This is a genomic window from Pseudomonas sp. B28(2017), from assembly GCF_002113025.1.
Taxonomy (GTDB): domain Bacteria; phylum Pseudomonadota; class Gammaproteobacteria; order Pseudomonadales; family Pseudomonadaceae; genus Aquipseudomonas.
This window is the reverse complement of sequence record NZ_NEJH01000010.1, coordinates 144863-157507: the sequence shown is the minus strand read 5'-3', so window position 1 is coordinate 157507 and position 12645 is coordinate 144863. Positions and strand designations below refer to the sequence as shown.

General features: G+C 61.1%; 11 protein-coding genes. 6 read left to right on the top strand and 5 right to left on the bottom strand.

The window, feature by feature from the left end:
* Positions 1–35 precede the first annotated feature (35 nt).
* Positions 36–500, top strand: coding sequence for a bacterioferritin (gene bfr / locus CAF65_RS22250; protein WP_007970123.1), 465 nt, complete (start codon positions 36–38; stop codon positions 498–500).
* Positions 501–564: 64 nt separating this feature from the next.
* Here the strand turns inward: bfr and uvrA are convergent, their stop codons facing one another.
* The gene (gene uvrA / locus CAF65_RS22245) at positions 565–3399 is read right to left on the bottom strand and encodes an excinuclease ABC subunit UvrA (protein ID WP_085718222.1); all 2835 of its coding nucleotides are present in this window, start codon (positions 3397–3399) and stop codon (positions 565–567) included.
* A 191-nt stretch (positions 3400–3590) separates the two neighbouring features.
* On the opposite strand from uvrA, the gene CAF65_RS22240 reads away from it, so the two are divergent.
* Both CAF65_RS22240 and CAF65_RS22235 read left to right on the top strand, forming a co-directional pair.
* Positions 3591–4988 (top strand): MFS transporter, encoded by a 1398-nt coding sequence (locus CAF65_RS22240; protein ID WP_085718221.1) that lies wholly within the window; start codon positions 3591–3593, stop codon positions 4986–4988.
* A 9-nt stretch (positions 4989–4997) separates the two neighbouring features.
* Positions 4998–5513: a single-stranded DNA-binding protein gene (locus CAF65_RS22235; protein ID WP_057400623.1), complete on the top strand. Its 516-nt coding sequence runs from the start codon at positions 4998–5000 to the stop codon at positions 5511–5513.
* 97 nt (positions 5514–5610) lie between these two features.
* Here the strand turns inward: CAF65_RS22235 and CAF65_RS22230 are convergent, their stop codons facing one another.
* Positions 5611–6159, bottom strand: coding sequence for a cysteine hydrolase family protein (locus tag CAF65_RS22230; protein WP_085718220.1), 549 nt, complete (start codon positions 6157–6159; stop codon positions 5611–5613).
* Positions 6160–6261: 102 nt separating this feature from the next.
* Here CAF65_RS22230 and CAF65_RS22225 point away from each other — a divergent pair, with 102 nt between their 5' ends.
* The 3 genes from CAF65_RS22225 to CAF65_RS22215 all read left to right on the top strand — a co-directional run bounded on the left by CAF65_RS22225 (position 6262) and on the right by CAF65_RS22215 (position 9328).
* The gene (locus CAF65_RS22225) at positions 6262–7254 is read left to right on the top strand and encodes a GlxA family transcriptional regulator (RefSeq protein ID WP_085718219.1); all 993 of its coding nucleotides are present in this window, start codon (positions 6262–6264) and stop codon (positions 7252–7254) included.
* A 210-nt stretch (positions 7255–7464) separates the two neighbouring features.
* Positions 7465–8580 carry a DUF3182 family protein gene (locus CAF65_RS22220; protein ID WP_085718218.1) on the top strand — a complete coding sequence of 372 codons (1116 nt, stop codon included), beginning with the start codon at positions 7465–7467 and terminating at the stop codon, positions 8578–8580.
* Complete coding sequence (locus CAF65_RS22215; RefSeq protein ID WP_085718217.1) at positions 8570–9328, top strand: S9 family peptidase; 759 nt, start codon at positions 8570–8572, stop codon at positions 9326–9328. The genes CAF65_RS22220 and CAF65_RS22215 overlap by 11 nt, the downstream gene beginning before the upstream one ends.
* 67 nt (positions 9329–9395) lie before the next feature.
* Here the strand turns inward: CAF65_RS22215 and CAF65_RS22210 are convergent, their stop codons facing one another.
* Genes CAF65_RS22210 through CAF65_RS22200 form a run of 3 tightly spaced genes read right to left on the bottom strand, consistent with a single transcriptional unit; the run spans position 9396 to position 12422 of the window.
* Entirely contained in the window at positions 9396–10382 is a 987-nt protein-coding gene (locus CAF65_RS22210) for a lysylphosphatidylglycerol synthase domain-containing protein (protein ID WP_085718216.1), read from the bottom strand.
* Entirely contained in the window at positions 10369–11661 is a 1293-nt protein-coding gene (gene clsB / locus CAF65_RS22205; protein WP_085718215.1) for a cardiolipin synthase ClsB, read from the bottom strand. Before clsB ends, CAF65_RS22210 begins: the two co-directional genes overlap by 14 nt.
* Positions 11658–12422, bottom strand: a complete 765-nt coding sequence (locus CAF65_RS22200) for an endonuclease/exonuclease/phosphatase family protein (protein ID WP_085718214.1) — start codon at positions 12420–12422, stop codon at positions 11658–11660. Before CAF65_RS22200 ends, clsB begins: the two co-directional genes overlap by 4 nt.
* Positions 12423–12645: the final 223 nt, after the last annotated feature.

Sequence of the window (12645 nt, the reverse complement as noted above, 5' to 3'; positions counted from 1 at the left end):
CAAACTACAACTTTCATGCAGGGAGATGTAGGGCGATGCAAGGCCACCCAGATGTGATCGATTACCTCAACACGTTGCTGACCGGCGAACTGGCGGCGCGTGATCAATATTTCGTCCACTCGCGGATGTATGAGGACTGGGGTTTCACCAAGCTCTACGAACGAATCAACCACGAGATGGAAGAAGAGGCAGGTCACGCCGATGCCCTGATGCGCCGGATTCTGATGCTCGAAGGCACGCCGCGCATGCGTCCGGACGATCTTGATGTCGGCACCACGGTGACCGAGATGCTCGAGGCGGATTTGCGCCTGGAATACAAGGTCCGTGCCGCGCTGTGCAAAGGCATCAAGCTCTGCGAGCAGCACAAGGACTATGTCAGCCGCGAAATGCTGCGGGTTCAATTGCATGACACCGAAGAAGATCACACCTACTGGCTCGAAAAACAGTTGGGTCTGATCAAATTGATCGGGCTTGAGAACTACCTGCAGTCCCACGCCTGATTCAGCGGATACAAAAAAGCCCCTGTCACTGATGAAGTGACGGGGGCTTTTTCATGGCGTCCGGTTAAGCCCGGTCGCGCTCCAGCAGCGGCTTGAGGTAGTAACCGGTATGGGATTGCGTCATCTCTGACACTTCCTCCGGCGTGCCGACGGCAATGATCTGCCCGCCCTTGGAACCGCCCTCCGGTCCCAGGTCCACCAGCCAGTCAGCGGTCTTGATCACGTCCAGGTTGTGTTCGATCACCACCACGGTGTTGCCGTGGTCGCGCAGGCGATGCAACACGTCCAGCAGTTGCTGGATATCCGCGAAGTGCAGCCCGGTGGTCGGTTCATCGAGGATGTACAGGGTCTTGCCGGTATCGCGCTTGGACAGTTCGCGGGAGAGTTTCACCCGCTGGGCTTCACCACCGGAGAGCGTGGTCGCCGATTGCCCCAGCTTGATGTACGACAGACCGACATCCATCAACGTTTGCAGCTTGCGCGCCAGGGCCGGTACGGCATCGAAGAACTCCCGCGCTTCCTCGATGGTCATCTCGAGGGTTTCGTGGATGCTCTTGCCCTTGTACTTGATCTCCAGGGTTTCGCGGTTGTAGCGCTTGCTCTTGCACACGTCGCACGGCACGTAGATGTCCGGCAGGAAGTGCATCTCCACCTTGATCAGGCCGTCGCCCTGGCAGGCCTCGCAACGCCCACCCTTGACGTTGAAGGAGAAACGCCCCGGTCCGTAGCCGCGGGAGCGGGATTCCGGCACGCCAGCGAACAATTCGCGGATCGGTGTAAACAGCCCGGTGTAGGTCGCCGGGTTGGAGCGCGGTGTGCGACCGATCGGGCTCTGGTCGATGTCGACGACCTTGTCCAGGTGCTCAAGGCCCTTGATGCTGTCGTGGGCGGCCGCTTCAAGGGTAGTGGCACCATTAAGCGCAGTAGCGCTCAATGGGAACAGCGTGTTGTTGATCAGCGTCGACTTGCCTGAGCCGGATACACCGGTCACACAGGTCAGCAGGCCAATTGGAATCTCCAGATCGACATTGCGCAGGTTGTTGCCGCGCGCACCCTTGAGCGACAGCGCAAGCTTCTTGTTGCGCGGTGTGCGTTTGGCCGGGACTTCGATCTTCACCCGCCCCGACAGGTATTTGCCCGTCAGCGAGTCCGGGTGCGCCATGACCTCGGCCGGTGTGCCTTCGGCGACGATATGCCCGCCGTGCACACCAGCGCCCGGACCGATGTCCACCACGTAGTCGGCCAAGCGAATGGCGTCTTCGTCGTGCTCGACCACGATCACCGTGTTGCCGATATCGCGCAGGTGCTTGAGGGTGCCCAGCAGCCGGTCGTTGTCGCGCTGATGCAGGCCGATGGAGGGTTCGTCGAGGATGTACAGAACGCCCACCAGGCCGGCACCAATCTGGCTGGCCAGGCGGATACGCTGGGCCTCGCCACCGGACAAGGTGTCCGCGCTGCGATCCAGCGACAGATAGTCGAGGCCGACGTTGACCAGGAACTGCAGGCGCTCGCGGATTTCCTTGAGGATCTTGTCGGCAATTTCGCCACGCCGGCCAGTGAGCTTGAGCCCGCCAAAATAATCGGATGCATCACCGATCGGCAGGTTGGTCACCGCCGGCAGGGTTTTCTCGCCGACCCACACGTGCCGCGCCTCACGCCGCAGGCGGGTGCCGCGGCAGTCCGGGCAGGATTGGGTGCTGAGGAACTTGGCCAGCTCTTCACGTACTGACGCCGATTCGGTCTCGCGGTAGCGTCGCTCCAGATTCGGCACGATGCCTTCGAACGGATGCGAGCGTTTGACGATATCCCCACGGTCGTTCAGGTATTTGAAATCGACGTTTTGCGAGCCGCTGCCATGCAGGATGAATTTCTGCTGATCGGCAGGGAGTTCGTTGAACGGAACCTCAAGACTGAATTTGTAGTGGGAAGCCAGCGAGCCGAGCATCTGGAAGTAATAGACGTTACGCCGATCCCAGCCACGAATCGCCCCTTCGGCCAGGGTCAGTTCGGCATTGACCAGGCGCTTGATGTCGAAGAACTGCTTGACCCCTAGACCATCGCAGGTCGGGCAAGCGCCGGCCGGGTTGTTGAAGGAGAACAGCTTGGGTTCCAGTTCGCTGATCGCGTGGCCGCAGATCGGGCAGGCGAAGCGAGCCGAGAAGATCATCTCTTCACCCGGTTCGTCGTCCATCGGTGCCACCAGGGCGATACCATCCGCGAGTTTCAACGCGGTCTCGAAGGATTCGGCCAGGCGTTGTTGCAGGTCGGCGCGAACCTTGAAACGGTCGACCACGACATCGATGGAATGTTTTTTCTGCTTGTCGAGCTTGGGCGCTTCGTCCAGCTCATAGAGCTTGCCGTTGATTCGGGCGCGGACGAAGCCCTGGGCGCGCAGTTCTTCGAAAACCGACAGGTGCTCGCCTTTGCGCTCGCGGATAACCGGTGCCAGCAGCATCAGCTTGCTGCCCTCCGGTTCGGCGAGGACCAGGTCGACCATCTGGCTGACGGTCTGCGCTTCCAGCGGGATGTCGTGATCCGGGCAACGGGGAATGCCCACGCGTGCATAAAGCAGGCGCAGGTAGTCGTAGATTTCGGTAATGGTGCCGACCGTCGAGCGCGGGTTGTGCGAGGTCGACTTCTGCTCGATGGAAATCGCCGGCGATAGCCCTTCGATGGTGTCGACATCGGGTTTTTCCATCATCGACAGGAACTGCCGGGCGTAGGCCGACAGTGATTCGACGTAGCGGCGCTGACCTTCGGCATACAGGGTGTCGAAAGCCAGGGACGACTTGCCCGAGCCGGACAGGCCGGTGATGACGATCAGCTTGTCCCGTGGCAGGGTCAGGTCGATGTTCTTCAGGTTGTGGGTTCGAGCCCCACGAATCAGGATCTTGTCCAAGGTGGCCTCGCTCGGCGGGCGTCGAAAACGTAGGAGTATACGGCCAAATACTGGATGGATGCACACTATCAAACGAGAGGGATACTGTCTTACATGAAGACTGTGTCAGCAATGCGCGTCAAAGCGTCGCGATATACCCTGCCAATCGATGGGACTGGTAGAATCGCCGCCGGTTCACATGAGGTTTTTCCATGCACGATCCCCACAGCGAGCGCATGAGTGGCGGCGAGACCCGCGCAGCAAGCGGTCTGGCCCTGGTGTTCGCCTTCCGTATGCTTGGCATGTTCATGGTGTTGCCGGTACTGGCGACCTATGGGATGGATCTGGCCGGGGCCACGCCGGCCCTGATCGGCCTGGCGATTGGCGCTTATGGCCTGACCCAGGCAATTTTCCAGATTCCGTTCGGTTTCTTTTCCGACCGCATCGGTCGACGCCCGGTGATTTACCTGGGGCTGATCGTCTTTGCCCTCGGTAGCCTGCTGGCGGCCAATGCCGATTCGATCTGGGGCGTGATCGCCGGGCGAATCCTGCAGGGCGCCGGGGCGATTTCCGCGGCGGTCATGGCCTTGCTGTCCGACCTGACCCGCGAGCAGCACCGGACCAAGGCCATGGCCATGATCGGCATGACCATCGGCCTGTCGTTTGCGGTGGCCATGGTGGTCGGCCCGCTGTTGACCCGCGCCTTCGGGCTGTCCGGGCTGTTCCTTGCCACCGGTGGCATGGCGTTGTTCGGCATTGTGATCGTGATGTTCATGGTGCCGCGCTCCACCGGCCCGTTGCAGCATCGCGAGTCTGGTGTCGCGCGTCAGGCGCTGATCCCGACGCTCAAGCATCCGGACCTGCTGCGTCTGGACCTGGGCATTTTTGTGTTGCACGCGATGTTGATGTCCAGCTTCGTCGCCTTGCCGCTGGCGTTGGTCGAGAAGGCCGGGCTGCCCAAGGAGCAGCACTGGTGGGTGTACCTGACTGCGCTGCTGATTTCCTTCTTCGCCATGATCCCGTTCATTATCTATGGCGAAAAGAAACGCAAAATGAAACGAGTTTTATTGGGCGCAGTGCTGACGCTGATGCTCACTGAGCTATTCTTCTGGCAGTTCGGCGACAGCTTGCGGGCTCTGGTGATCGGTACGGTGGTGTTCTTCACTGCGTTCAATCTGCTGGAGGCTTCGTTGCCGTCGCTGATCAGCAAGGTTTCACCGGCAGGCGGAAAGGGCACGGCGATGGGGGTTTATTCCACCAGCCAGTTCCTGGGCTCGGCACTGGGGGGAATCCTTGGTGGCTGGCTGTTCCAGCATGGCGGTCTGTCGGTTGTGTTCCTCGGATGCGCCGGTCTGGCTGCCCTCTGGCTGGCCTTTGCTGTTACCATGCGTGAACCTCCCTACGTCACAAGCCTGCGCTTGCCGTTGTCGCCCGAGGCGATCCGCGAAGCGGGTCTGGTCGAGCGCCTGAAGGCGGTCGTAGGGGTAACAGATGCAGTCATCGTCGCAGATGAGGCGGCGATTTACATCAAACTGGACACCGAACTATTGGATCGCACCACCCTTGAGCGCCTGGTGAACAACCCGGCCGGGGCAGCGTGCGTAGCCTAGGAGAACGTTATGGCCCGTGGGGTTAACAAAGTCATATTGGTCGGCACTTGCGGCCAGGATCCCGAAGTTCGCTACTTGCCTAACGGTAATGCCGTGACCAACCTGAGTCTGGCGACCAGCGAACAGTGGACCGACAAGCAAACCGGTCAGAAAGTCGAAAAGACCGAATGGCACCGTGTTTCGATGTTCGGCAAGGTTGCGGAAATCGCTGGCGAATACCTGCGTAAAGGTTCGCAGGTGTACATCGAAGGCAAGCTGCAGACCCGCGAGTGGGAAAAAGACGGTATCAAGCGTTACACCACCGAAATCGTGGTCGACATGCAAGGCACCATGCAACTGCTGGGCGGCCGTCCACAGGGCGACCAGCAAGGCCAGGGCGGCGGTAACAACTACCAGCAGTCCGCTCCGCGCCAGCAAGCCCAGCGTCCTGCACCGCAACAGCAGCCACAGCGTCCGGCCCCTCAGCAGGCTGCGCCGCAGCCGGCTCCGGATTTCGACAGCTTTGATGACGATATTCCGTTCTGAAGCAGCTGCAAGCCTCAAGCTAGAAGCTGACAAAGCAAAACCCGCACTTCGGTCTGAAGTGCGGGTTTTTTATGGGCGGTGAAATTTAGTTGCAGACTCAGGCCGCGAGGAACTCGTCGGTCGACACCACGCTGGCATACGCAAACGCCAGGGCCGCCATGAACGCCGCATGAACCTGCGCCGCCGGAACCGTCACGCCATTGAATTCCAGGTCGAGGGTGGCGCAGGCGTCGTGGATCACGGTCACCTTATAGCCAAAGTCCGCCGCTGCACGGGTGATGCCGTCCACACACATGTGGCTCATGCTGCCCACGACCACCAGCTCCTTGATGTCTTGCTCGTCGAGGATCGACCTCAGACCGGTTTCGCGGAACGAGTTGACGAAGTGCTTGAGTACCACCGGTTCGTCGGCGCGATTGAGCACTTTCGGGTGCAGCTTCGCGCCTTCGGAGTTCGGGGTGAAAAACGGTGCCTCTTCGGAGGTGAATTCGTGGCGGATATGCACCACCGGATCACCGGCGTCGCGGAAGGCCTTGATCAGGCGGGCGGCGTTGTCTGCTGAGGCGTCGGCACCGACCAGAGGCCACTTGCCTTGGGGGAAGTAGTCGTTCTGGATATCGACTACGATGAGCGCTTGCTTGGCCATGACTGTTTCCTCGAAGTGTGTGTTGGTGTGGAATGCAGTATTGGCGCTGGCAGGCGGTCCGGGGGATTGGCCGCACCGACAATAAGAGGGGGAAAACTGACAATGGACGCAGAAAGGGCAATCGCCGAGCTCGGTGTGCTGATTTATCCCGGCGCGCAGATGGCGGCGGTACATGGCTTGACGGACTTGTTCGGGGTGGCCAACCGGATCGCCGCCGAGCATCAGGCTGCGCAGTTGCCGCTGCTGCGGGTCAGCCATTGGCAGGTCGAGGGTGATCAGCCGCCGGTTCGAACCTTCGACAGCCACCCCGGCCCGGAGCGCGCCCTGGTGGCCGTACTGATTCCGCCGTCGATCGGCGGTTTTTCCGAGGGGCAGGCGCCACAGGAATTGATCCGCTGGTTGCGCGAGCAACATGCCAGCGGCGCGACACTGGGCGGGGTTTGCGTGGGCTCGATCCTGTTGGCTGAAAGCGGTCTGCTCGACGGTCGCAGCGCCACCACCCACTGGACCTCGGCCAAAACCTTTGCCGAACGTTATCCGGCGATCAGGCTCAAGGCCGATACGCCGATTGTCGATGACGGCGACCTGATTACCAGCGCCGGGCTAATGGCCTGGTCCGAACTGGGTTTGCGCCTGGTCAACCGGCTGCTGGGGCCGAGTATTGCCACCAGTACCGCGCGTTTTCTGGTGGTGGAACACAGCGACAGCGCCAGTGAGTGCGGCAGTAACTTTGCGCCGATCCTCAGTCACGGCGATGCGGCGATCCTCAGGGTGCAACACTGGTTGCAAGGCACCGGGGCGACCGATGTATCGCTGGCGGCGATGGCCGAAAAGGCAGGCCTGGAAGAACGCACTTTCCTGCGACGATTCCGCGCGGCTACCGGGCTCAAGCCCACTGAGTACTGCCAGCATCTGCGAGTCGGCAAGGCCCGGGAAATGCTCGAGTTCACCAACGGCACCATCGACCATATCGCCTGGACTGTGGGTTATCAGGACCCCGGGGCGTTTCGTGCGACATTCAAGAAAATCACCGGCCTGGCACCGAGTGATTATCGGACGCGGTTCGGGGTGAGCCCTGGATCGGTTGCACGGTAGTCGCATCGCCTCGCTCCCACAGGGTCGGGGGGGCTTGAATCGTGCAAAATGCCGGAATCCCGAAGGGCGTCGTGCAGAATAAGACAGGCCTCATGCCATCATCTCCTGCGCAACGGGCTGATTTGAAATACGTTTCCCCTTGGGACGCCTTGGCCTGATCCCTGCACCCCTTCAGCTATATTCATCAAGCGTCGATTGAAGGGGGGATGCATGACCCCAACAAACCGCAAGAACAAGAAACTGGTGCTCGCCCATTCGGTGATTGCCGATGCACCACTCCACGAAGTCGAGACCAACCGTGTGCTGGCCCGCTGGCTGGCGCAGATACTGGGGCTCAAGTACGGCGGCAGTTACGACCCGCAACGGCACGGCGGGCGGAACCTCTACCTGTTGCCGACCCAGACCCTGGTGGGCGCTGCGGCTGCCCGGCAACTGGGGGTCAAGGGGCCGGAGGATTTGTGGGGCGGTTATGTCGACCATGACTTCATCTGCACCAAAGCTATCAGTCATGGATTGCTCAACCACCATGCCCATGCACCGCAAGGCTGGGCGCCCTTGTTTTCCGAGCGGGTGCGCAGCGTGGTGCTCGATGGTCTCAGCGTGTTCTCCCTGGTGGATGCGCGCCCGGCGGCGGAGCATTTGTTGCACTCCGGGCCGATCCGCCTGAAGCCGATTCATGCCTGTGCCGGACGCGGTCAGGAAGTGATCAAGAGCCTCGATGAGTTCGATGAAGTGCTTGCCAGGCCAGAGGCTGAGGCCTTGTTCACCAAAGGCGTGGTGCTCGAGCAGGACCTGGACCAGGTGATCACCTACAGCGTCGGCCAGAGTTTTATCGGCGACAGGGTGCTCAGTTACTGCGGTGAGCAATACCTGACCGAAGACGCGCAGGGCGACGCGGTGTATGGCGGTTCCGATTTGCTGGTGGTATCCGGTGACTACGACCAATTGCTGAAACTGGATCTGCCGCAAGACGTGCGCCTGGCGATCCGTCAGGCACAAGTGTTCGACAACGCAGCGGATGAAGCCTATCCCGGCTTTTATGCCTCCCGGCGCAATTACGACATCGCCCAGGGCCTGGACAGTAACGGCCAGCCGCGCAGTGGCGTGCTGGAACAGTCCTGGCGCATGGGCGGTGCCAGCAGTGCCGAAGTAGCAGCCTTACAGAGTTTCGTCAACGATCCTGGGATGTGCGCGATTCGTGTGTCTTCGGTGGAAACCTACATCGATCAGCCGCTGCCGGCAGACGCCATCGAGGTGTTCCGCGGGCCGGCGCACACCAGTGACTTTCTCCTCAAGTACGTGACGGTTGAATCCTATGACGGCTAGAAGCGAATCCATTCGGATCGACATCGACAACGAACAGATGAGCGGGACGTTTCTGAGCCCCAAATCGAAAGTCCCCGGTGTGCTCTTCGTGCACGGCTGGGGCGGCAGTCAGGAGCGGGACCTGGAACGCGCCAAAGGCATCGCCGGGTTGGGCTGCGTTTGCCTGACCTTCGACCTGCGCGGACACACCGGTGGCACCGGCATTCCATTGTCCCGAGTGACCCGCGAAGACAACCTGCGGGACCTGCTGGCAGCCTATGACCGCTTGCTCGCACACCCGGCCCTCGATACGTCGGCGATTGCCGTGGTCGGTACCAGTTACGGGGGGTACCTGGCCTCGATCCTGACCTCGCTCAGGCCGGTGCGCTGGCTCGCGCTGCGGGTGCCGGCGCTGTATCGCGACGAGCAATGGCACACGCCGAAACGCGATCTGGACAAGCTGGATCTGCATGATTACCGAAGCACCCTGGTGAGTGCCGACGGTAACCGCGCCTTGCATGCCTGTTCGCAATTTACCGGGGACGTCCTGCTGGTGCAGTCGGAGACCGACGACTACGTGCCCCACGCGACGATCATGAGCTACCGGGCGGCCTGCCAGCAGACGCACTCACTGACCCACCGCATCATCGACGGCGCCGATCACGCCTTGAGCGACCCGGTTTCCCAGCAGGCGTACACCTCGATCCTCGTCGACTGGATTACCGAGATGGTGGTGGGGGAGCGGTTGAGCATTATTCAATCATCCTGATTTTGCAGTGTTCTTGCGAGCCCCTTCGCGGGCAAGCCCGCGATGACGGACGACCAAACACTTCAAATCACTTGGGTTTCTTCGCAATCCGCAACGCCTTGGCCTTGGCTTCCACCAGCAGGTACATCACCAGGGCAATCAATAGCGGCAGAATGAAATAAATCGCCCGATAGGCCAGCAGTCCCGCCACCAGGCTACCCCGTGAAACCTCGTGTTGCAGCAGCGCTACGAACACAGCCTCGAGCACGCCGAGCCCGGCCGGGATGTGCGTGATGACCCCGGCGATGGCGCTGATCAACAGCACGCCAAGTACCAGTGGATAGTCCAGTTTGCTCGGTAGCAACGTGAAAATCACCGCCGCCATCAGCGACCAGTTCAGGGCCCCGAGGGCCAGTTGCAGCACCGCCATGTGCAGTGACGGCAAGTCGATCTCCACGCCGCGGATCGCCCACTCCCGACGTTTGGCGAACCGGCACGCCGCCAGGTAACCGGCGCTCAGCAGCAGTAACAGAACCCCCACGCCTTGCAGCGCACCACTGCTGAGTCTCCAGCCCGGCGGCATGTGCACAAGGCCGCTGCTGAACACTGTGCCGGCAATGACCATGTAGCCAAACCAGTTGGTCGCCAGGCTCAGACCAAGGATTTTCGCGATGTTGCTCTTGTTGACCCCGAGCCGCGAATACAACCGGTAACGCATGGCGATGCCGCCAACCCAGGCGCTCAGGTTCAGGTTGAAGGCGTAGCTGATGATCCCCACGGGCAGGATCTGCTTCCATGTCAGATTCTGGCGGATGTAGGTGCGGCCGATCAGGTCGAAGCAGGCGTACACCAGAAAACTCACCAGGGTCAGCCCCGAGGCAATGATCAGCGTGCGCACCTTGAAATCGGCCAGGTTATCGAACACTTCGTTCCATTCGATGCGCTGGGCGAGCATCGTGAACAGCACGATCAGCATCAGGAAAAACAGCATCGTCAGCGGTCGTTTCCAGCGCCTCCAGTGCGACTTGCCAGCGCTACTGGCGTGAGTTGCCGTGTGGGGCTCAGCGCGGTTCATGGTCAGCGCTCCCGGTCGGAGGGGAGACAGGTTTCAGGCGAGGTTTATGCGCCGGCAACCAACCGGCCCACGCCGGGAAATGCCGCAGGAAGTGAAACACCAGAAAACCGATGGTCATGTGCCAGACACGCCCGCGTGGCGCGATGTCGGGAGACATGACCTTGCAGTGGTTGTCGCTGAGGTCTTCCAGGCGATCGAACAGATGACGATTGAAGGCTTGGTCGCGGATCAGCACGTTAGCCTCCAGATTCATCGACAGGCTCAACGGGTCAAGGTTGCTGGAGCCGACGGTGCTCCAGTCTTCGTCCACCAACGCGACCTTGCCGTGCAGCGGGCGGTCGCAATATTCGTAGATCTTCACCCCGGACCTGAGCAGGTAGTCATAGGTCATGCGCGCGGCGAGCCTGGCCACCAGCATGTCCGGCTGCCCTTGCAGGATCAGCCGCACATCCACGCCCCGACGGGCCGCGTTGCGGATCTCGCGCAGCAGGCGGAAACCGGGAAAGAAGTAGGCGTTGGCGATCACTACCCGCCGTTGTGCCTGGCGCAACACCTGGCGGTAAACCTCTTCGATGTCGGACGGGTGTTCGCCGTTGTCGCGATACACCAGCCGCACCTGGCCATCGTGATCGCTCAAGGCCAGTTCCGAACGCCGCATCCGGCGCCGTTGCCACCAGTATCTGGCCCGCACCGGGCGACCGCATTGCAGCAGGGCGAAGTGATGGATGTCGGCCACCGCCGGGCCTTGCACCTCCACGGAATAGTCCTGTTTGGCCTCGGGTCCGAAGTCGGCCAGATGATCGGCGGAAAAATTGATTCCGCCGATGAAAGCGACGCGGCCGTCCACCACCACGATCTTGCGGTGCAGCCGCCGGAACCAGTTGGTGCGGATGCCCAGGCGTTTCGGTGCCGGGTCGAACATTTGCAGATGCACGCCGGCCGCGGTCAGGGCGGTGAGGAACCCGGCACTCAGTTCGCCGCAGCCAAACCCGTCGAGACTGACGGTGGTGCGCACGCCGCGCTGAGCGGCTTCGATTAGAATCTGTTGCAGCTCGTTGCCAACCTTGTCCTCGAACAGAATGAACGTTTCCAGCAGGATTTCACTTTGCGCCTGGCGCAGGGCTTCAAATACCCGGGGAAAAAAACCTTCGCCGTTTTCCAGTAACTCGACGCGATTGCTGCCTTGCCACCCATATTCGACATCGACCGCTGTCGGCTCGCGGATCGGCGGGGCAGGGATGTCTTGCAACGTGGTTTTTTCCATCGGCTGGCTGCTCATAGTTCGATCTCCACCGACAGCGGGGCGTGGTCGGAAAGGTGCGACCAGGGCCGGGTGGTCAGCACTTGCGGATGGCTGGCCTTGAGGTTGCGCACGTAGATGCGGTCCAGGCGCAATGTCGGCAGGCGAGCGGGGAAACTGCGCGCCGGTTTGCCATGGTGCGCGGCGAAGACTTCGCGCAAGCCGGCTGGCTTGAGCAATGCATCGGCGCGCTGGCGCCAGTCGTTGAAATCCCCGGCGACGATCACCGGGGCGTCGCCCGGCAGGGCATCCAGGCGCTGGGCAAGCAATTTCAGTTGCGCGGTGCGGTGGCTTTCGCGCAGCCCCAGGTGTACGCAAATGGCATGCACTTCCCGGCCGTCGTCGGGCAGGCGCAACACACAATGCAGGAGCCCGCGATTCTCGTGGCCACCGATGGACACGTCGAGGTTGTCGTGGCGGATGATCTGGAATTTCGACAACAGCGCATTGCCGTGATCGCCCTCCGGATACACCGCATTGCGTCCATAGGCAAACTGCGGCCACAGGGAGTCGGCGAGAAACTCGTATTGCGGCATCGCCGGCCAGTTGGTGTAGCGCTTGGGGTGTTGTTCGTGAGTGCCGTGGACTTCCTGCAAAAACACCACATCGGCAGACACACTTCGCACCGCTTCACGCAGTTCCGGCAAGATGAAACGCCGGTTGAACGCGGTGAAACCTTTATGGGTGTTGACCGTCAGCACCTTGAAACGACAAGTGACGGACGGCCCCTGTATCTGCATGTCGGTTGCGCTTGAGTGTGCGGGAATATCGGTGCGATTCGCTGTCATGTCGCCTCCCGCCTGACGGCCCCTGTCTTTGGATGACTCCGGGGCGGCGGCGAAAGTTTCGATGGGGCTACGGATGGTACACAGTCAACGCATCACAACAGATTGAAAGTGGGAGCGAGCCTGCTCGCGAAAGCGGTGTGTCAGTCACCTCATTCCTGAGGGTGCTGGCGCCTTC